The sequence below is a fragment of the Mesorhizobium sp. M1B.F.Ca.ET.045.04.1.1 genome, assembly GCF_003952465.1.
GTDB lineage: Bacteria > Pseudomonadota > Alphaproteobacteria > Rhizobiales > Rhizobiaceae > Mesorhizobium > Mesorhizobium shonense.
On the sequence record NZ_CP034448.1, the window covers coordinates 7,404,891 to 7,425,215 of the forward strand.

General features: G+C 58.9%; 15 protein-coding genes. 3 read left to right on the forward strand and 12 right to left on the reverse strand.

The annotated features are described in order from the left end of the window. Positions 1-30: 30 nt before the first annotated feature. The 10 genes from EJ071_RS36530 to EJ071_RS36575 all read right to left on the reverse strand — a co-directional run bounded on the left by EJ071_RS36530 (position 31) and on the right by EJ071_RS36575 (position 13,410). Positions 31-1,530, reverse strand: a complete 1,500-nt coding sequence (locus tag EJ071_RS36530) for an ABC transporter ATP-binding protein (protein WP_126102172.1) — start codon at positions 1,528-1,530, stop codon at positions 31-33. Then, a complete protein-coding gene (locus EJ071_RS36535; protein WP_126102173.1) occupies positions 1,520-2,320 on the reverse strand; it encodes an ABC transporter permease in 801 nt (266 codons plus the stop codon). The genes EJ071_RS36530 and EJ071_RS36535 overlap by 11 nt, the downstream gene beginning before the upstream one ends. A 54-nt stretch (positions 2,321-2,374) precedes the next feature. Beyond that, on the reverse strand, positions 2,375-3,211 hold the full coding sequence (locus tag EJ071_RS36540; RefSeq protein WP_189521357.1) for a methyltransferase domain-containing protein: 837 nt from the start codon (positions 3,209-3,211) through the stop codon (positions 2,375-2,377). Beyond that, on the reverse strand, positions 3,202-7,113 hold the full coding sequence (locus tag EJ071_RS36545) for a glycosyltransferase (RefSeq protein ID WP_189521358.1): 3,912 nt from the start codon (positions 7,111-7,113) through the stop codon (positions 3,202-3,204). The genes EJ071_RS36540 and EJ071_RS36545 overlap by 10 nt, the downstream gene beginning before the upstream one ends. Continuing rightward, on the reverse strand, positions 7,110-8,018 hold the full coding sequence (gene rfbD / locus EJ071_RS36550; protein ID WP_126102176.1) for a dTDP-4-dehydrorhamnose reductase: 909 nt from the start codon (positions 8,016-8,018) through the stop codon (positions 7,110-7,112). The genes EJ071_RS36545 and rfbD overlap by 4 nt, the downstream gene beginning before the upstream one ends. Then, positions 8,015-9,184 (reverse strand): dTDP-glucose 4,6-dehydratase, encoded by a 1,170-nt coding sequence (gene rfbB / locus EJ071_RS36555; protein WP_245460115.1) that lies wholly within the window; start codon positions 9,182-9,184, stop codon positions 8,015-8,017. Before rfbB ends, rfbD begins: the two co-directional genes overlap by 4 nt. 14 nt (positions 9,185-9,198) lie before the next feature. Then, the gene (gene rfbC, locus EJ071_RS36560) at positions 9,199-9,753 is read right to left on the reverse strand and encodes a dTDP-4-dehydrorhamnose 3,5-epimerase (RefSeq protein ID WP_126102177.1); all 555 of its coding nucleotides are present in this window, start codon (positions 9,751-9,753) and stop codon (positions 9,199-9,201) included. After that, positions 9,746-10,636, reverse strand: a complete 891-nt coding sequence (gene rfbA, locus EJ071_RS36565; RefSeq protein ID WP_126102178.1) for a glucose-1-phosphate thymidylyltransferase RfbA — start codon at positions 10,634-10,636, stop codon at positions 9,746-9,748. The genes rfbC and rfbA overlap by 8 nt, the downstream gene beginning before the upstream one ends. 622 nt (positions 10,637-11,258) lie before the next feature. Beyond that, the gene (locus EJ071_RS36570) at positions 11,259-11,777 is read right to left on the reverse strand and encodes a transcriptional activator RfaH (RefSeq protein ID WP_126102179.1); all 519 of its coding nucleotides are present in this window, start codon (positions 11,775-11,777) and stop codon (positions 11,259-11,261) included. A 478-nt stretch (positions 11,778-12,255) separates the two neighbouring features. After that, positions 12,256-13,410 carry a helix-turn-helix transcriptional regulator gene (locus EJ071_RS36575; protein ID WP_126102180.1) on the reverse strand — a complete coding sequence of 385 codons (1,155 nt, stop codon included), beginning with the start codon at positions 13,408-13,410 and terminating at the stop codon, positions 12,256-12,258. Positions 13,411-14,113: 703 nt separating this feature from the next. On the opposite strand from EJ071_RS36575, the gene EJ071_RS36580 reads away from it, so the two are divergent. From EJ071_RS36580 to EJ071_RS36590, 3 genes are read left to right on the forward strand one after another with little or no spacing between them, the layout of a single operon-like run. Next, the gene (locus EJ071_RS36580) at positions 14,114-14,632 is read left to right on the forward strand and encodes a transposase (RefSeq protein ID WP_245460116.1); all 519 of its coding nucleotides are present in this window, start codon (positions 14,114-14,116) and stop codon (positions 14,630-14,632) included. A gap of 47 nt (positions 14,633-14,679) precedes the next feature. Continuing rightward, positions 14,680-14,973 carry an IS66 family insertion sequence element accessory protein TnpB gene (gene tnpB, locus EJ071_RS36585; protein ID WP_245460388.1) on the forward strand — a complete coding sequence of 98 codons (294 nt, stop codon included), beginning with the start codon at positions 14,680-14,682 and terminating at the stop codon, positions 14,971-14,973. Between the two features lie 44 nt (positions 14,974-15,017). After that, a complete protein-coding gene (locus tag EJ071_RS36590; RefSeq protein ID WP_126102182.1) occupies positions 15,018-16,748 on the forward strand; it encodes an IS66 family transposase in 1,731 nt (576 codons plus the stop codon). Positions 16,749-17,273: 525 nt separating this feature from the next. Here the strand turns inward: EJ071_RS36590 and EJ071_RS36595 are convergent. Both EJ071_RS36595 and EJ071_RS36600 read right to left on the reverse strand, forming a co-directional pair. Continuing rightward, positions 17,274-18,614 (reverse strand): HlyD family type I secretion periplasmic adaptor subunit, encoded by a 1,341-nt coding sequence (locus tag EJ071_RS36595; RefSeq protein ID WP_126102183.1) that lies wholly within the window; start codon positions 18,612-18,614, stop codon positions 17,274-17,276. Further along, positions 18,611-20,284, reverse strand: coding sequence for a type I secretion system permease/ATPase (locus EJ071_RS36600; protein WP_245460117.1), 1,674 nt, complete (start codon positions 20,282-20,284; stop codon positions 18,611-18,613). Before EJ071_RS36600 ends, EJ071_RS36595 begins: the two co-directional genes overlap by 4 nt. Positions 20,285-20,325 lie beyond the last annotated feature (41 nt).

Genomic DNA, 20,325 nt, shown 5'->3' on the forward strand with positions numbered 1-20,325 from the left:
TTGCTTACTTCGTCACATCCTAAAAGAGTTCTATGCACGCATAGCCCCACCAACGATCGATTCCAGACGTAGCTGCGGTGACATGTCAAACAAACCCTTGGCCAGCAGATCGCTCTCAGGGGCTACGCGAATAATTAGTGCATCGACAATCCGATGCATCAGGTCTGAGCTCTGCCCACTAACCCCATACACCGTGCAACCGAAGAAATATGTGTCTGGAAGCAGTAAGCAACTAAATTCAAAGCAAACCTTCAAGCTGGATCCGCGTACTGCCTTTGTTTTTAGTGACGCAATATCTGTGCTTGTCGCACCAGCCACGGTAAATCCGCTGACAGTCCTGACTGCAAACCCAAAGGAGACATTAGTCGCGTCCGAAGCGAAGTCGACATAATATTCCAATATATACCGCTTGCTCATCTGCAGAACGTTCACCGCCTCGCCGTGGAGCGTGACAACCCGGATATCACGAATCCTGGCGCCCCGCTCTTCCAAGCCTACAGCGGATTGCGAAATGAGACTGGGATCATAGTAATCCACAGCGGCTTCCGTTCCATCAGAAACGGACAGGGTTGGGAATTCCGACGCTTGCAACTGCTTCCCACCCCCTATCGTCTCAGATTCGACAGCGATGTTCATGCTTTCCAAGCTTGTATCGCTTGCACCTTGGGCCACCTGAATCCTTGAAGACTTCGCGCCCAGTGCCGCAATTTCAGCGCGAATCTCAGATGCAGCCTCAGAAGGTGCGTTCACCAGCCGCTGATAGTGACCCGTCACGGCCTTCGGCCGTCCTTCAAATATCTTCTCGCCACCGTCGATCAACACCGCCCGCGTACACAGTTGAACTATGGTTTGTGCACCGTGGCTGACAAACAGGATCGTACCGCCCTTGTCCTTGATGTCCTCAATTCGGGCGAAACATTTGCGTTGGAACGCTTCGTCGCCTACCGAGAGTGCCTCATCCACCACTAGGATATCCGGATCGACATTAATGGCGGTGGCGAAGGCAAGGCGCACATACATACCGGACGAGTAGGTTTTCACCGGTTGGTCAATGAAAGGACCGATATCGGCAAAGCGGGCGATATCGTCGAAGCGCCATTCCATTTCCTTGCGTGGGATGCCAAGGATCGAGGCATTTAGGAAGACGTTTTCGCGGCCTGTAAATTCTGGATTGAACCCGGCGCCGAGTTCGAGCAGCGCGGCGATCCGGCCATTTACTTCGACTGCCCCGCTAGTCGGTTGCAATGTACCGCAGATGATCTGCAGCAGCGTCGACTTGCCGGAACCGTTACGACCGATAATACCAACGGTCTCGCCTCGCCCGATATCGAAAGAGATGCCGTTTAAAGCGGCAAAGTCTCGGAAATAGCGGCGCGGGGGGCGGCCGAGCAGCCGCCCTAAGCGCGGCATCACCATCTGCTTGAAACGATCCTCGGGCCGCTCGAACATGGCATAGTGCTTGGAGACGTCGCACACGCGGATGACAGTCCCCGCGTTTCGGCCCTCCGCGTCAAACGGTTCAGAGGACATCGGCAAAGCCTCTGCGGGTCTTCTCGAAAAATTGGTAGCCGACAAATGCAATTCCAATCGCTGCTACGGAATAATAGCCAACGGACACCCAGTCGGGCTGCACACCAAAAATGACTACATTGCGAAAGCTCTCGACGGGAATCGCGAGCGGGTTCAAAGAGAGATAAGGTTGCAATCCGATGGGCAGAGCTGTGCGCGGAAACAAGACGGGCGATAGGAACAAAGTGGTGGTTAGTATCGGCGGCACAATCAACCCTATATCTCGGAAATAGACTCCGATCGCTGCTAGCACCCAAGCGATGCCTAGGATCATGACGGCCATTGGCGCAATCACCATGGGTGCGAGAATGATGGTTGGGTGAATGCCGCCGAACACAAACCACGCGAAGCAGAGCAGCACCAACAGGCTGACGCAGGCGTGAAAGAGAGCGGCACCAACGGAAACGGCAGGCAGGATATGAATCGGAAAAACGATCTTCTTCACATAATTGCGATTGTTTAGAACTAAGCTGGGAGCCGTCGACAGCACTTCTGAGAATACCTGGAACACTATGAGCCCCGAAAACAAGATAACAGAGAATTCGGCCATTGAATGGTCCGTATTCGTGGAATTTGGGACACTCCAACGCGACTTCATTACGAAACCGAATACGAAGGTATAGACCGCCAACATGAACAGCGGCGTGAGCAACGACCACAGCAGGCCGAACGCCGAACCGCGGTAGCGACCAGTGACTTCCCGATGCGTAAGGGACAAGAGAAGGGGCATTGTTTTCAAATAATTTGCCATCAATCGGTCTCGCGGAAATGCTTTCGCAACTCTGAGTAATCGGGCTGCGAGTACTCAATCTCCATGAAGGAAGATACCTTCCTGATCTCGTTGATAGCCAGATTTTATGGTCACGGGGTCCGGTGCCGCGAAGGGCACGAAACGACCATGCTTACGGAGCACAAAATCGAACGACATCGCAAAGTCGTAGGTGTCCAGTTGCTGCAGGTTCGCCTTAGAACTCCAATGTTCTTCATAGAGTCGTCGGACTAAATCAGGCGTCGGGTTCCATTTATGACCGAATGGAGCCCTGTCGTTGCGGGAGTCCCACGTAAATCGCCAATCAGGAACGACAATCCCGATGCCTCCGCCGGGTTTTATGATATCAAGCCAATGACTGATCGCGCCTACAGGGTCTCCGATGTGCTCAAGCATATGAAGCGCCACAATATAGTCGACAGTGTTTGGTTTGAACGGAAGATCGTCTAATATCTCCAAAAACGCCGAGGCGTTTAGCTGAGAATGTTCGCCGGATGCTTTCCCAGGAGAATCTTTTCGCATGATATCAACTGCAAGAAGATAGGGAGGACTCGTTCGATCTCCGCACCCTATATTCAGCCCGACAAGCCTCTCTGGCGAGTAACCAAGCGGAACGGACTTCATCGCAGCAAGCTCTTCAGCTTCGATTATTTCCGGTACTTCCCGCCCTAGATAAAGAACAACCGACTTTGTGGCTCGCGAAAACTGCTCACGCTGAATGCGAGTTAATGGCGACAGCAGCGCCACATTCTTCACATCCGCGATAGGTTGAACAAGACGACCATACAAGCGCTCAATCTCTTCCTCAGTAAGCGGTCCATCATGCGGAGAGAATACCCACTCTGTCTCTCGGCGCATCCAGTTCAACTGCATATGGATTCTCCGGAGCCAAAAATTACATTGTTCATAGCGACAAACGATCGATTCCAAGTCCATTCGGCTGCGGTGCTCTTTCCGCTAACGATCAACTGGTTTCTAAGTTCGTCATCTTTCAAAAGTCGATTAACAGCCTCTTTCGCCCCAGCAACATCGCCTGTTTCGACGACCAACGCGTTCTTGCCGTCCACAATGTATTCGTCGTAACCAGTCACCTTTCCTACAACAACTGCGCATCCACAAGCCATTGCTTCCATCGGCGGGCCGAAGAACCCTTCAATTCGACTCATTTTCAGGAAGATGTCGCAGGACGAATAGACCTCGCCCATTTTGCCAAACTCAACACCCTCGAAGAATCTATCAACCCGCCAGTCGTCCGGTGGCCGCCCGGCGGAGCTCACGACCCAAATCTCGCAATCCAAATCATGAACTGCGCTATAGGCCTCCGCCATACCCTTAAAGGGAATGTTGATAGGCCCTTCTAGGAGAACCCGCATTCTACTTCGTTTGGAGGCGGACCTTCCGCCTGCGTGAAAGATAGTGGGGTCCAAGCCGTTCGGAACATAAGCAGCGGTTTTCCCGAACTCTTCTCTCAGCAACCGCCGTATCCAATGCGCCTCGGTAAGGAACTCGAAGGGTAATTTGTAACCGTCTGCGATGCGCCCCTTTGTCATTTCATCATCAACAAAGCGCCGCTCATCCGATTGAACAAAGTACATTTTACGCGCAGCTGGTATCTGCTTTACAAAGTCAGCAGTCTGCCATCCTGTCGCAAAAATCACGTCTATATTTCTGAGGATTTTTCCGTCTACATTACTTACTTTGTATATGGGAATCGTCAATCCCGGATACCACGCTGGATCCGAATGCTCTCCGATATTTATTATTGTTACATCATGCCCATACGCAAGAAGCATCATGGCATGCTTGAAAACAACGGCTATACCACCACCAATCCCCACTCCAGGTAATACGAATACTACCTTCTTGAATATAGGAGGGCGAACACTGAACTCCTGTTCAAATTTTCCTAACCAATATTCGTCATTTTCCTTAAAATTTATTTCATTATTTCCAGCATGAATCCTTATCTTGGTGAGAATTTGTGGCAGGGCAACGAACTTGCACGCAAAGTGAGCCATCCTGGCCCACAGCTCATGATCTTCCCTGTACTCCATCTGGGGTTTTAGAACTCCAGACATTGAAAACGCTTCACGTCGGACGGCTACTGTACTCTGACACGGTACACACACGCTTTTTAGCATATCAAGGTCGCACGAAGGGCTGAGGACGACCTGTCCGTCTTTCAATCCTTCAACTGTACGCGAACCGTCCACGATCGCTTGCCAGCCACCGTAAACCACATCAGCACCCGTTTCCACAAAGGCGCGTTCAGTCAAAATTAACCTGCTGCGGACAGCCACATCATCGCTGTCCAAAAAGGCAACATACCTACCGGACGCCTCTAGAATTCCTTTGTTCCTGCCGCGAACAGCATTTCCCGATGAGACTGGATAACTGAAGACCTTAACTCTAGGATCATTTTTGAACTCATCAACGACAGAAATGGTTTCGTTCGGAGACCCATCCAATACCAATATCAATTCGAAAGACACAGCTTCCTGAGATAGGATCGAATTTATAGCCTCACGAAGCTCCCATGTTCGATTATATATTGGTATAATAACAGAGAATGTTGGCTCTTGGGTAGCTTGCCGACCCTCCGACTTTTCTATGCTTGCCGCCAGATCCCGCGCTGCATTTGAGGCTTGGTGAGCTGAATGTGAGGCGACTTTCCAATGCACTAAACGCAACAGGCTTGGCGCACCTCTCGATACGGTCCAAGAGATTCGACGTCGAAGGAATAAAGGCAAAGGCATAGATCTGTAGAAAAGATAGCTGTTCCCAAGTAGACGTTCTAAGATGATCGCTATACGCTTCTCGTGTAGCTTCTGGTTTTCGGTTGCCGCTAGTGTTTCGACGCTCGTGAGAGCGGCGTTGCGATGCGCCAGGAAGTGAGACAACGGATTGAGATCAGCAAGCGCAACATCCGGATTGCGACGCAGATAGTCACTGCTCCTGAACCATGAATTTGGATCGCGGCCCTCTCGAGCGCCAAAGACAACATAGTGCCGCAGCGGATCAATTCGCCACTCAGCTACGTCAGGATTGTTTTTGAGATACCACTGTCCGTCGAAAGCGCCGGATCGCCTGATTGTGCTGGCTGCGCGCAGGTCGCGAACCGGGGCTAAAGAAAACTTGGTTGCAGCGTTCCACAAAATCGAAAGGGGATAGCCAATGCTCAACGATGCGCGCTTTGCGAGACGCATTATTGAGCGAAGCGGAGATGTCAAGCGCCAAGACGTGCTACCGTAAACAGCGTTAAGACGATCTCGTATGCTTCGGTGCTCGGCGAAAATTTGATCCCGCTCGAACGATATACTCGCATGACGGACCTGAAGCGCCTCCAACTCCTGGGTCAAGTGCCGCGCTCGGCTTTCCACTTCAGCGGCCCGCTGCCGCTCCCGCTCGATCTCAGCCAATAAGCTGCGTTCTCGAGCGAGTTCGACATCTATCCTGGCTACTCTTGCCCGCAGTTTTTCGAGTTCATCTGTGTAGCGGTAAGTATCAGCAGCGTGTTCTTCGGCCAAACGCTGGAGCACCTCTTGTTGCTGTATTAGTTGTTCGTCCTTCACCCCTGTTTCTTGACGGACCTTCTCCAGCTCTGCTGCGTGCCGGTCAATTTCCACCGCCCGCTCGTCGGCCAAACGCTGGAGCACCTTTTGTTGCTGTATTAATTGTTCGTCCTTCACCCCTGTTTCTTGACGGACCTTCTCCAGCTCTGCTGCGCGCCGGTCAATTTCCACCGCCCGCTCGTCTGCCAAGCGCTGTGCCTGTGAGCTTGCCTGTACTAATTTTCGAACGCGCGAGCCCATCTCATCGAAGAACGCTTCGCCAAACACCGGAGTGACTGTGTCAAAGGAAACCCGAATAGTATCGAGCAGCGCCATAGCGATGACATCAGAGGGATCGTCTTCAAGTCCCCTCAGCGCGCCATACGCTTGCTTTATCCAACCGTTGATGCGTGGATCAGCGTCCAGCAGATCGGCGCTCGCGACATGATGCTGATGGTCTACAGAGAAATGGGTGGTTAGAGCTGCCTGGGTGTCAGAGATAGACTGGGGCCACTCCACCATCAAAGCAGCGGCAATTTTCTCCAGGCCGGTGCGCCAGTCGTCAAGCATCGCTTCATATGACACGAATATGCGCAACTTGCCCCGTGTTGCTTGTTCGGCCTCCAGTTCGTGTCGCAGCCATAACAGTGCGCTGAAACCGGACGTGAACCCATCGCGTTTTTCGAGCGAAGCGATTACCGCAAGAGGATTGCGTTGCGTTAGAACGTAGCGAACGTCAACGTTCATTCGCTTCAGAATTTCCGCATAGAGCGGCACAAAACGCGAGATTCTCGGCTCCTTGAGGACGAAAAGCGGGGCGGACCCATATTCCTCATCGATCACTTTAGCGATCTCGGCTTTGTAGAAACGCAGCCGCGCGGCGCCGAGATCAGTTTGCTCGAAAGGGCGCCAGTCATCCCAGCGGCTGCCGGCCTCAGCCAGCATCTTCTCGTGAAGATCGAGCAGCCGGCTGGGCTCCCAATGCCCCGTCGGATTTGTTGGATTTGCCCCAAGCAAATTCTTCGGCAGTTCCGCACCAAGCAGGCTGATCGCCCTGGTCAGCGCGCTTGTGCCCGAGCGATGCATGCCGAGCACCATGATGCAGGTGCGCTTCGCGGGCTTGGTCTTCGCCGACTTGGCCTTGGCGCCTTTCTTCGGCGCCGCTTGATCGGCCGGCTGCGCGCTCGCATCGCGCAGTTGCTCCGGTGATGGATTCTCGCTCATGTGCTCATTGTCGATTTCGTCTCGCCTCCGACCAGCCGGCTCGCCACCGCTTCCACCGATGCTCGCCATGGCGGCGCGCGCCACTGGAATACGTCCTCGAATTTCACGCTCGACAGCCGCGAGTTGGCCGGCCGTAGCGCCTTGGTCGGGTAATCCACTGTGGCGATGTCGCGCACGCTCGCGTGCGGGCCGCCAAGCGCCCGGCTTGCCCCCATGACATGACGGGCACAGCCGCTCCAATTGGTCTCGCCGGTTCCCACCAAATGGTAGACGCCGAAGGCGTCGAAAGCCTTATCGCGGTCGAACGTCTCGGCCGCGTGCAGGATCGCGTCGGCGATGTCGAGCGCCGAGGTCGGATTTCCCCATTGGTCGGCGACGACCGAAATCTCGTCGCGGTCGCTGGCGAGCCTCAGCATCGTCTTGACGAAGTTCTTGCCGAAGGGACTGTAGACCCAGGCGGTGCGCAGGATGAGGTGGCGCGGATTGGCGGCCACCACCGCTTCCTCGCCGGCGAGCTTGGAGGCGCCGTAGACGCCGAGCGGCGCGGTCGCGTCGGTCTCGACATAGGCGCCGTCCTTGGTGCCGTCGAAGACATAGTCAGTCGACAGATGGATAACGGGGACGCCAAGCCTGGCCGCCGCTTCCGCCACCTTGCCGGAGCCGGTTGCGTTCACCGCGAAGGCCAGGTCCTTCTCGTCCTCGGCCTGGTCGACCGCGGTGTAGGCGGCGGCGGAAACGACGATGTCGGGCTTGGCCGCTTCAAGTGCCGCGAACACCGTGTCGGGCCGCGCCAGATCGAGCGCGGGCCGGCCGACGGCAACGACCTCGACATCGTCGCGGCCCCGCACCACCTCGACCAGGCTGGCGGCGACCTGGCCCAAGCGTCCGGTGACGGCAAGCCTCACGTGGCAACCTTCCTGCTCTCGGCCGCGTTGCCGATCGGCCTGCTTTCGGCCCCTGCGGTTTCGGTCGGGGCGTTATCGGCCGAGGCGTTTTCGGCCGGGCGCTTTTCCACCGTACCGCGGCCCAGCCGCTCGCCGTCGTAGCGCTGCTCGCGGATCGGCCCCCACCACCACTTGTTGTCGAGATACCAGTCGACGGTCCTGGCCAGGCCGCTGTCGAAATTCTCCCGCGGCGCCCATCCGAGGTCGCGCGCGATCTTGGAGGCGTCGATCGCATAGCGGCGGTCATGGCCGGGGCGGTCGGTGACGAAGGTGATCAGGTCGCGGTGGCTCGCGCCGCCTCTGCGCGGGCGCCTCTGGTCGAGAAGATCGCAGATCGTCTCGACGACGCCGAGATTGGTGCGCTCGGAATTGCCGCCGACATTGTAGCTCTCGCCCGGCTGCCCCTTGGTGGCCACCAGTTCGAGGGCCCGCGCGTGATCCTCGACGAACAGCCAGTCGCGGACATTGGCGCCGGCGCCGTAGACCGGCAGCGGCTTCTCGTCGAGCGCGTTAAGGATGACCAGCGGGATCAACTTTTCCGGAAAATGGTACGGCCCGTAATTGTTCGAGCAGTTGGAGAGCACCACCGGCAGCCCATAGGTCTCATGCCAGGCGCGCACCAGATGGTCGGAGGCCGCCTTCGACGCCGAATAGGGCGAGGACGGCGCATAGGGCGTCTCCTCGACGAACATGCCGCCGTCGAAAGGCAGGTCGCCGAACACCTCGTCGGTCGAGACATGGTGGAAGCGGAAGCTCCCTTGGCGAGCCTCCGGCAGGCCGCGCCAGTATTCCAGCGCGGCGTTCAGGATACGGTAGGTGCCGACGATGTTGGTCTCGATGAAGGCGCCCGGCCCGTCGATCGAGCGGTCGACATGGCTTTCGGCGGCAAGGTTCATGACGATGTCGATGTCGTCACGGCGCAATATCTCCAGCACCGCGCGCTCGTCGCTGATGTCGGCCTGCTCGAAGCGGTAATTGTGCGCGTTCTCGATCGGCCTGAGCGATGCGAGGTTTCCGGCATAGGTGAGCTTGTCGAGATTGGTGACGCGATAGGCCGGATTGGCGCACAGATGCCGGCAGACGGCGGAGCCGATGAAGCCGGCGCCGCCCGTGACCAGGAAATTCATGCCGCCCTCTCTCCTCACGCAAACACCTCCGCAACGGCGAGCAACGGCGCCTTGCGGTCCTTGTCCGAAAGCTGGAATCCGCCGGCAATTGCCGGCCATTCGATACCGATTGCAGGGTCGTCAAAACGGATCGACCGGTCATGCTCGGGCGAATAGGTGTCGGTCACCTTGTACAGCACCTCCGTATCCGGCACGAGCGTGACGAAGCCGTGCGCGAAACCCTTCGGCACCAGGATCTGGTTGCCCATCTGCGCCGACACCTCCAGCGCCACCCATTTGCCGAAAGTCGGCGAAGTGCTTCGGATGTCGACCGCGACATCGAGCACGCTTCCCCTGACGACGCGCAGCAGCTTGTCCTGGGCGCGCGGCGGCAGCTGGTAGTGCAGCCCGCGCAACACGCCGGCCGCGGCGGAATAGGAATGGTTGTCCTGCACGAAGGCGAGATCGATGCCGGCCTCGGCGAAACGCCCGGCATTCCAGGTCTCGCTGAAAAAACCGCGCGCGTCGCCATGCCGCTTCGGCACGATCTCCAGCAGGCCGTCGAGGCCGAGCTGCCTGATCTCAAGCACCTCGTTCCTCCGTCAGATCGGCCACGCGCTTGCGCAGATAGGCGGCATATTCGTTCTTGCCCAGGTGGGCGGCGCGCTCCAGAACCTTTTCGGCGCCGAGCCAGCCCTGCTCGAAGGCGATTTCCTCCGGGCAAGCGACCTTTATGCCCTGGCGATGCTCGATGGTGCGTACGAAGGACGATGCCTCGTGCAGGCTGTCATGCGTGCCGGTGTCAAGCCAGGCATAGCCGCGGCCGAGCTGATGCACGTGCAGTTGCCCGCGCTCGAGATAGACGTTGTTGACCGCCGTGATCTCGAGCTCGCCGCGCGCCGAAGGGCGGATCGTCGAGGCGATATCGACGACATCGTTGTCGTAGAAATAGAGACCCGTGACCGCCCAGTTGGACTTCGGCTTCTGCGGTTTTTCCTCGATCGTCAAAGCCTTGCCGGTCGCCTTGTCGAACGAAACCACGCCGTAACGCTCCGGATCCTCGACATGATAGGCGAAGACCGAGGCGCCGCTGTCACGGCCGGCCGCGGCACGGCACAGATGCGACAGGCCCTCACCGAAATAGATGTTGTCGCCCAGAATCATCGACACATCGTCCTTGCCGATGAAGTCGCGGCCGATGATGAAAGCCTCGGCGAGGCCATTGGGTTGCGGCTGTTCGGCGTAAGAAAGTTCCACACCGAATTCGGAGCCGTCACCCAGCAAAGCCTGAAAGACCGGCAAGTCGCGCGGAGTTGAAATGACCAGAATCTGGCGGATCCCCGCCAGCATCAGCACGCTCAGCGGATAATAGATCATCGGCTTGTCGTAGATCGGCAGTATCTGCTTAGAAGCCGCTAATGTAAGCGGATAGAGGCGTGTGCCGCTGCCGCCCGCAAGGATAATTCCCTTCAACAAGCGCTCCCTTGAACTACCGATGCCGGCACCCACATCAAGTTCCCGTGCTTAAGGCTCATGCCGATGGATGAGGGCGTTCAGGCAAATGCCAACGAAATGAAGTTTGAACTGCCAGCCTGAAAGCGACTGCAGTCCAGCCGCAGAAAATGCGGATGCTGTGTTTTTCTGACCAGGCGTTCTTCCCCGTTGCGACAATACAGAGTCCGTTATGTCCATTTGGCTCATCAAGCATCGTCCCACATGGCAAAACGCCTTTCGCCGCATTTTGAAATCGCCGCACCAGCGGCAAAGCCGCCCCGCCGGAGGCGCACCGATGTAATCGCGCCCAATCTAACAGCGGGCTGCGGTGCGCGAGATCTAGGAGACCTTGCAAACAATGATCCGGTTCCATAAGGGCGACGAGCACGACGCCAAAAATAAACCCTATGGCCGCGGCGACACTTGCGATGATTGCCAGCTTCGCGCTCTAACCGTTCGGTCCCCTGGAAATTTCGCCGGCCCGGCCCGCCATCTAGCGTCCCACGCTACCGCACTCCGGGTGCGATGAGACGCCCGGCGACAAGAAACTTGAGCCAAGGATGCGCAAGACGCGCGCCCCCTCTTCCCCTTTTTTTGCTGCCTACGCCGGCAACAAGTTTTGAGCCGTCGTGCTCACAGGCACACATCCACCCAGAAGTTCCAGAAGCACAGTCACCCGGCCCTTTTCGTCGAGGCTAGCAAGGGCGCCTATCTGCCTGGCAAACGGCCCGCCGATCAATTCCACTCGGTCTCCGGGCTGGAGACCGACGCTGAAATCGATAATGTCATCCACTCCAGCCCTTGCCTTCAGTGCATCGATAAAGCCTCGCTCAACGGTCGCCGGCGCCTCGCCGCTCGTGAGGATCTTGACCACACCGTATGTTCCGTTAACGGACCTCCATCGCGCCCCCTCGGATGCCTTCACAAACAGGTAGCCTGGAAACAACGGGATCGTACGAGTTGATTTCTTTCGAGCGTGGCATACAGTTCGCCGCATCCTCGGCAGGAACACCCGAAATCCCTGATTGTCCAAGTTGAGCGCGGCAACTGCTTCTTTCCGTGCTTTCGTGGCGACTACAAACCACTCTGCCGGAAGCGCGAGGGCGAACAGATTTTTCATTGTCCGTTGATGGTCCCGACTGCCGCTCAGACATCGCTACGTTGCGGACGGCCGAAAATTCTGAAGCGCATCGTCATTCCATCGTGCCTCCCGCATGTGGAGCCCTGCGACAGGCCGCGGGTCCTCCAATGCCACCCCCGGCGGCAACGCTTGGTTCGTAGGCAAGGTCAACGCTGCCGTCGTCATCCAAAAGGTTGACGCGGAGAGAAATACTTGCGGGATGCTTCGAGAGTAAAGAACAACTCGGGAGCCTGCGGCAGGCCGCGACCTATATTAGCAGATCGCAAAATCGACGATTTGCGAGGCGGCATGAGAATTCGGTTCGAGTTGCTGCTGGCCCTGCCGGGGCAATGCCATCATCACGCCTTTCCCGGTACTTCGCCACTTCGGCTGCCTCGGCCGGTTTCCGGTGAATTTCCAGGCACCGCTACCGTCCACCCGGCCGACGCCGATCCCTGTCGCCCGGCTCGGAGCCTTGCTATAGACTTGGCGGGACGAGGCGCTGTACCAAGGCCATAAGCTCGGCATGACGCGCAACGCCCATCTTCGCGAAAATGCGCGTGCGATGCGTTTTTGCAGTGGTGATGCCGATGCCGAGGCTGTGTGCCGCATTGGTCAGGCTCTCACCCGAGGACAGATGTGCAAGCATGCGCGTTTCGGCAGGGGTCAATCCGAACATCCGCGCAACGGTTCCCATATCGACTCGCGATGGTGTGTCGGCGGCAACGACGAAGACGGCGGCCGTGGCATCGGCGACGAGCCGGGTACGCGTGCTTCTCGCAAGTGGCAGCACATGTGCTGTCGCCGCCGTACTGCCGCCGTGGACGAGCGGCACGGCTGTGCCCTTGCGGCCGATGCCTGTTTCATCACCGTGGGCTAGTTCGATCGCACGGAGCAACTTGGTGGTTGCGTCTGGATGCCGAGCGCCGATTTTACCCCCCTGCGAAATGATCGGTAAGCGGGACGCCAGCATGGCTCGGGCCGGCTCGTTGGTGTGCAGAATGCGTCCTGTCGGCCCGACAATGACAACCCCTGCGGCGACATTGTCCAAGGTCTCGCCAAACGCAGCGTTTTCCAGATTTTTCATGTCGATCAAGTCGCTGATCGCAATGGCCCGGCGTAGATGTGGGGCGAGCACATGAAGGATATGCCGATCCCGATCCGTTACCATTTCCTCGCTCTCGTGCCGGTAGAGAGAGAAAACGGCGAAGCGATCAATTTGGCGCATAAGTATCAAGTGGATTGAATCTATATATCCGCGCGACGGTAATTTCTCCTGAATCCAACGGGTGCTGCCAACGACGCGCGGAGCCTCTTGGGTGAGTGAAAATGGCCGGTCCAGATCACGCGTCCAGAAATCCGGCAGGCTAATCCAAGAGCCCGCAATCTCTGAGCGGAACTCACTGAGAATCTCCGGATCTAAGTTCCATGCATCAAGCAGGTGAACTGTCGGCGGATCGACGCCGCTCATGATCATCATGCCTGAACAGCATCGCGTCGCCTCTCCGATCATGGCCATCGTGCGGAGCCAGCCGCAAGGTTCTATTGTGCAGTCGTAGACGGCGCCCACCAACTCAGAGAGCAACATCGGATCGATAGCCGAGACATTGTTGTCTTGATCAGCGCGTGCCACCGCACTCCCCTTCGGAAAAAATGGATTGCCTTGCTCTGATGTAGGCCTGCCCGGAAAAGCGAACGCCGCTTGTCGATCGCGTCATTCAGCCCGGTCTGACCGCATTTGGCCTGACGCAAGAGCGCTCATCACCACACGGTCCTAGTAGCAACGTCGGGGGTGCACTTTTGTCTGTTGACCTCAAAAGACAAATGATAACCTAGGGCAGCAATCTTGCAGTATTCGGGGCGGGTTGGCTCAGCTGGCCTACAGCGGTGCCGCAGTTCGATTCCATACGCTTAAGACCATAGCTACCGCAGTCCCAGGTGAGCCTGAGAGTTCTCATAGGCTTTCTCGCCATAATCTGGATATGGTCGCGCATGGACGTTTCGGCGCGACAATTCCGCAGCATCTAGGCAGATCCAAAAAAGACCTCAAGGAATCAATTTTCCATTTAACTAATCGCTACGGAAAAATATTTCCGTCTTATTTGGAGTATATAAGTACTTCAGGAATGAATGCACCTTTTACGCTTCTGGCATACGCATGATATCAGCTCGCCCCCAAAAGCGCGGTGCTTGCAACTTCGTGGCCGGGCGGCGCCACAACCACAAATTGGCGAACGGAGAGTTCCGATCCAAGGTATCCGTACGATTAAGGCCGCATGGTGATGGCTACGTCGCGCCGCTAATGTCCGCTTAAATTTAATGGACAATAGCGGTGCATGAAATATCTGGCCATGGAGACGCCGACGACGGCGGAAGTTGACAAGACCGCAGCTCTGCCGTTGCCGGCGGATGGGGATCGCAAGCGCGGTCGAAAACGAGTTCGCCGTTCCTGGACCATCGAGCAGAAACTGGCGATCGTACGCGAGGTTGAGGAGACCGGTGATGCGGTAGCGGCTGTGGCTCGGCGTCACGAGATGAACGCGAATTACTTGTTCCTCCTGATGAAGCAAGCCCGTGAAGGGAGGCTTGGTGGCCGACCCCAACCATTGTCGAGCGAGACCTCTGTGGCCGCCTTCATCGACTTGGGTGTGATCAGTTCTGAGGGGCAGGATGTCGAGCCGGAAGGATCTGCTGCGCACCGTCACGGCGAAGGACGGACTACGAGCGGCCAGGCGGTGCCGGCTGGCGGCCGAATGGAAATTGTCGGAGCCAACGGCCGGCGCGTGATCGTTGACCGGACCGTCGATGTCGCTGTTCTGATGCGGCTCCTGCGGGGTCTGGAGACACTGCGGTGATCCCGACTGAGGGTGTGCGGGTGTGGCTTGCCACGGGCTACACCGATATGAGGTGTGGCTTCCCCTCGCTTGCGCTACGGGTGCAGGAGGTGCTCAAACATAATCCGCTGGGCGGCAATTTGTTCTGCTTTCGAGGGAAGCGTGGAAATTTGCTGAAATGTATTTGGCATGATGGCCAAGGGGCATGCCTGTTCACAAAAAGACTCGAACGAGGAAGATTCATATGGCCTTCAGTTGAAGGCGGAGCCGTAACAATATCTCCGGCACAGTTAAGTTACCTTTTGTCGGGGATAGATTGGCGTAACCCTCAAGAAACATGGCGACCAGCTCGTGTTGGATAGCATTTTTTAGTTGATATTAAGCGGAAATCTGATTCAATGGCTTCGTGACTTCGAAGCCTGTTGATCTCCCTGCGGACCTTGCCGGTGCCTACATGGCGCTGCTGGCTGCGCATGAGGCGCTGCAGGCTGAACGCGATGTCGCCGTCGCGGATGCGGCCAATGCGCAGGCCGAAGCTGCCAACTGGCAGACGCAGGCGACCAACTGGCAGGCTGAAGCCGCGACCGTGCAGGCGAAGCTGTCGGATACCGAGGCGCGGATTGCGCGTCTTGAGCTGCGCATCGAGAAGCTGAAACGCGAACTGTACGGACAGCGCTCCGAGCGAACCCGGCGACTGATCGAGCAACTGGAACTGGAGCTCGAGGAACTCGTCACCGCGGCAAGCGAGGACGAGCTTGCCTCGGCCGCCGCGGCGGCGAAGACCCAGAAGGTGCGCGCCTTCGAGCGCAAGCGGCCGGTGCGCAAGCCCTGGCCCGATGACATCGAGCGCGAGCGCGTCGTCATCGCTGCTCCGTCGGCCTGCGGTCGCTGCGGCGGATCGCGGCTGGTCAAGCTCGGCGAGGACGTGACCGAGACGCTGGAGGAGACCCCGCGTCGGTTCAAGCTGATCGAGACCGTGCGCGAGAAATTTACGTGCCGAGAGTGCGAAGCGATCACCCAGCCGCCGGCACCGTTCCATGCCACGCCGCGCGGCTTCATCGGTCCGCAACTGCTGGCGACTATCCTGTTCGACAAGTTCGGCATGCATGCTCCACTCAACCGCCAAAGCGCGCGCTTCAAGGCCGAGGGGATCGACTTGCCGCTGTCGACGCTGGCCGATCAGGTCGGCCACGGAACCTTCGCCGTCATGCCACTCTTCCAGCTGATCGAGCGCCATGTGCTCGCGGCCGAGCGCCTGCATGGCGATGACACCACCATCCGCATCCTGGCGAAGGGTAAGTGCACGACCGGACGAATCTGGATCTACGTGCGCGATGATCAACCCTTCGCGGGCACCGCACCGCCGGCCGCGCTCTACTACGCCTCGAGTGACCGGCGCGGCGAGCATCCCCAGAAACATCTGGCTGGCTGGGCCGGCATTCTGCAGGCCGATTGTTACAGTGGCCTCAATGCGCTCTTCGACGAGCGCCGGAAGGACCAGCCGCTCACGCCGGCGTTTTGCTTTGCCCATGCCCGCCGGGGCTTCTTCGAGCTGGCCGACATCGAGAAAAACGCCCGCGAGGGCAAGAGGAATGGCAAGCCCATCTCCCCGATCGCGCTGGAGGCGGTCAAGCGCCTTGATGCGCTGTTCGAGATCGAGCGCGCGATCAACGGCAAGACCGCCACCGAGCGGCGCGCCGTGCGCCAGCAGATGAGCAAGCCACTCTTCGACGACATGCAAGCATGGCTGCTGCGCGAGCGCGAAGCCCTCTCGCGTTCCTCCGACGTCCTGAAGCCGATGAACTATATGCTGTCTCGCTGGACCGACTTCGCCCGCTTCCTCGACGACGGCAGGATCTGCTTGTCCAACAATGCTGCCGAGCGCGGATTGAGAGGCATCGCTTTGGGAAGGCGGAATTGGACATTCGCCGGTAGCCAGCGTGGCGCCGACCGAACCGCCGTCATGACGACGATGATTATGACCTGTCGCCTCAACGACGTTGATCCGAAGGCCTGGCTCGCCGACGTCTTTGCCCGTATCGCTGATCTGCCCATCTCGCGTCTGCACGAACTGCTGCCTTGGGAGTGGAAGCGCTCGCGTGAGCCTGAAAAGCCCGCTGATCAGCAGGCCGCCTGAACCTCACGCGCGACAATCATAGAGCTGCAGGTTCTCGCGCGCACCAACAGACTCCGCGGCCGTCGCCGTATGCGTACGATCCAAGTATCCAAGCTGTGAGCGGTACGATGGCAGAGGAGCCTACGCAAGGAGTGGTTGAGGGCTTACGGCCGATACAATCGATTAAACAACACTGCGGCTATCCCACATAGCTGCGCCGAGCCGCATGGTTTCAAACGCGGCCCGGCCCAGCCGCAGCCTGGTAGAGCTTCCCGCACGCTCCTTCATGGCGAGCGAAGTGGCGCTGGAGAGCTCGGGCTTAGCCTTCGACAGCGACGCTTGAGAAGAGATCATTCACCGATGGCCAATCTGCATCGGTGTGACCCTTTCAAAGTTCCGCTTGGTATTATCCCCGCAGCTTTGCTTCCCACCTGTCGGCCAACATAAGCCGGGTCACCACGCGCTTCAGCGCAGCTGCATCAGAATGTCGCCTTAGTTAGTCAGATCACTCTCTTAACTGACTGCTCCGCAAGACGCTTTCTTGCTCTACTTCTGGCGGAACGCGGTGTGCAGGGACGTCGTCAGCGGGCCCAGGATGTAGTCCAGCGCGGTACGCTCCTCCGTCACGATCATGACGGATGCCGGCATGCCCGGGTAGAGCTGGATCTGCGGCGCGGCGGCGAGTTCCTGCGGGTCGACCGCTATGTCGGCGACATAATAGGGAAAGCCTGTCTTGGCGTCGGTGACGCGGTCCGCCGAAATATGGGTCACGCGACCGTGGATGACCGGCGTCGTGCGCTGCTTATAGGAGGTGAAGCGGACTTCGGCCGTCATGTCGGCGCGCAGGCTGGATATATCCTCGACCTTGACCTGCGCCTGCACGATCAGCGAATTCCTGGTCGGCACGATGTCGAGGATGGTCTGGCCGGGCGCGACGATCGCGCCGGTCGAGAAGACGGTCAGGTCCATCACCTGGCCGTCATAGGGCGCGCGCACCTCGGCGCGATCTACGGTGGCCTGCGCGGCAAACATCTTCGGCACCAGGTCGGCGAGGTTCGACTGCGTCTCGATAAGCATGGCCGACAGCTTTGCGCGGCGCTCATTGGTGAGCTGCGCGATCTGGCTTTCGAGCTCGGCCCTGCTCTGGCGGTTGCCCGCGATCTCGCCGAGCGCCTGGTCGATCAGGCCCTGCAGGTCGGAGGCAGAGCGGTCGAGCTCCAGGATGCGTGGCTTGGTGGTCAGCCCGGCCTTCAGCAGCTTGTTGAGGCCCGCCTTCTCATCGACGGTCGACTTGAGCTGGGCGCGGAAAGATTCGACGCGCGCCTGCTTGCCGTCGATCTGCTCGTCGAGCTCGGCGATCCGCTTCTGCAGGATCTGCCTGGCGCCCGCCATCTGGGCGCGCTGGCTTTCGAGGTCGGCGATCTGGTTGGCCATCGCGTCCTGCAGATAGGCCTGGTGTTCGGCGGTGATGTCCTTCGGAAAGGCGACCGCCTCGCTGCCGTCGAGCTCGGCGCGGATGCGGGCGTCGGTGGCGCGCAGCAGGGCATATTGTTGGGAATAGAGGTTGAACTCGGAGCGGGCGCGGGTGTCGTCGAGCATGACCAGCACGTCGCCGGCCTTGACGATGTCGCCGTCCTTGACGCGAATTTCCTTCACCGTGCCGCCATCGAAATGCTGGACGCTCTTGCGGTTGCCTTCAACCTTCACCATCGCGTCGGCAAGCACGGCGCCGTTGAGCGGCGCGATCGCGGCCCAGCCGCCGAACATGCCGAAGAAGGCAACGATGATGAGCAAACCGATCCAGACCGGACCCCGGATCGAGTCCGAGTCAGCGCCCGCGTCGACGGCGCCGGGCAGACTGCGATAGGTGGCGGCGACTTCGGTCATTGGGTTGCCACCGCAATCGGCGCGGCGCGCTGGTTGAGCAGCGCCACGATCTCGTTCCTCATGCCGAAGGCCTCGACCCCTCCGTCCCTGAGGAGCAGGATCTTGTCGACATTGGCCAAGGTCGAGGGCCTGTGCGACACGATGATCACGGTGCTGCCGCGACGCTTGAGTTCAAGCGCGCAGTCGGCCAGCGCGCGGTCGCCATCGGCGTCAAGGTTGGAACTCGGCTCATCGAGCACGATGAGGTTCGGCGTGCCGAAGACGGCGCGCGCAAGCGCGATGCGCTGCCGGTAGCCGCCCGACAGCACCGCGCCGCCCTCGCCGATCTGCGTCTCATAGCCTTGCGGCAGGCGGATGATCATCTCATGCACGCCGGCGAGCCGGGCGGCCTCGATCACCTCGCGATCGACATCGATTTTGAAGCGGCCGATATTGGCAGCCACGCTGTCGGAAAACAGCTCGATGTCCTGCGGCAGGTAGCCGATATGGTCGCCGAGCGCCTCCCTGCCCCATTGCGTCATGTCGGCGCCGTCCAGCCTGACCGTGCCGCGGCTCGGCTGCATGATGCCGGCGAGGTGACGGGCGAGCGTCGACTTGCCGGCGCCGGAGGGTCCGACGATGCCCAGTGCTTCGCCCGCCTCGAGCTTGAACGAGACATCGCGCAACAGCACCTTCTGCAGGCTGGGAATGGCGAAACTGAGCTGTTCGACGGCGATCTTGCCGGTCGGCTTGGGAAGGTTGAACGAACGTTCCCCTTGCGCGCCGCCGTCAAGCAGCTTCTCGACCCTTCCGAGCGCCGCCCGCGCCAGGATCAGGCTGCGCCACAGTCCGACGATCTGCTCGACCGGTTGCAGCCCCCTGCCCAAAAGCAGACTCGCCGCGAACATCGAACCGCCGGTGATCTGCCGCTCGATGACCAGATAGGCGCCGAGGCCGAGGATCAGCGACTGCATGGTCAGGCGCAGGAAGCGGATCAGCCCGGACATGAGCGCTGCCCGGTCGCTGGCCTGCCCCTGCTGCCTGAGCGCGAGACCGCGGTCGCGACCCCAGCGGCGCGCGAGCCCGTCGATCATGCCCATGGCGCGGATGACTTCCGCATTCCTGAGGCTCATCTCGGTGAAATTATAGTTGGCGGTGGCGAGGTCGTTGGCCTGCTTCAGCGGCGCCCTGACCATGTATTCGTTGAACACCGCCATGGCGATCAGAATTAGCGACGAGCCTAGCGCGAAGAAACCCAGCCAAGGGTGCAGAAGGAAGATGACCCCGATATAGATGGGTGACCAAGGCAGGTCGAACAGGGCATGGATGCCGCTGCCGGTGATCACCTGGCGGAAGGTGTCGAAATCCCGGATCGGCTGGCTTTGCGAGGCGCCCGGCGACGGTGTCTCGACGGAGGCCGCCAGGATCCTGGCCGAAAGCAGCCGGTCGAGCCGGGCACTGGCGCGCGTCAGGATCGCGGCGCGCACGAGGTCCAGGCCGGCAAGCGCCAGGAAAGCAGCAAGCAAGACCAGGGTGAGCATCACCAGCGTGGTCTCGCTGCCGCTGGTGACCACACGGTCGTAGATCTGCAGCATGTAGAGCGGGGATGCGAGGTAAAGCAGGTTGATCGCTAGGCTGAATGCCGCCGCAAACAGGAAATAGCGGCGGCACCCGCGAAGCGCTTCCCTCACAATTTTGGATTTGTTGTCGAGACTCAAAATACCCAGCGGAG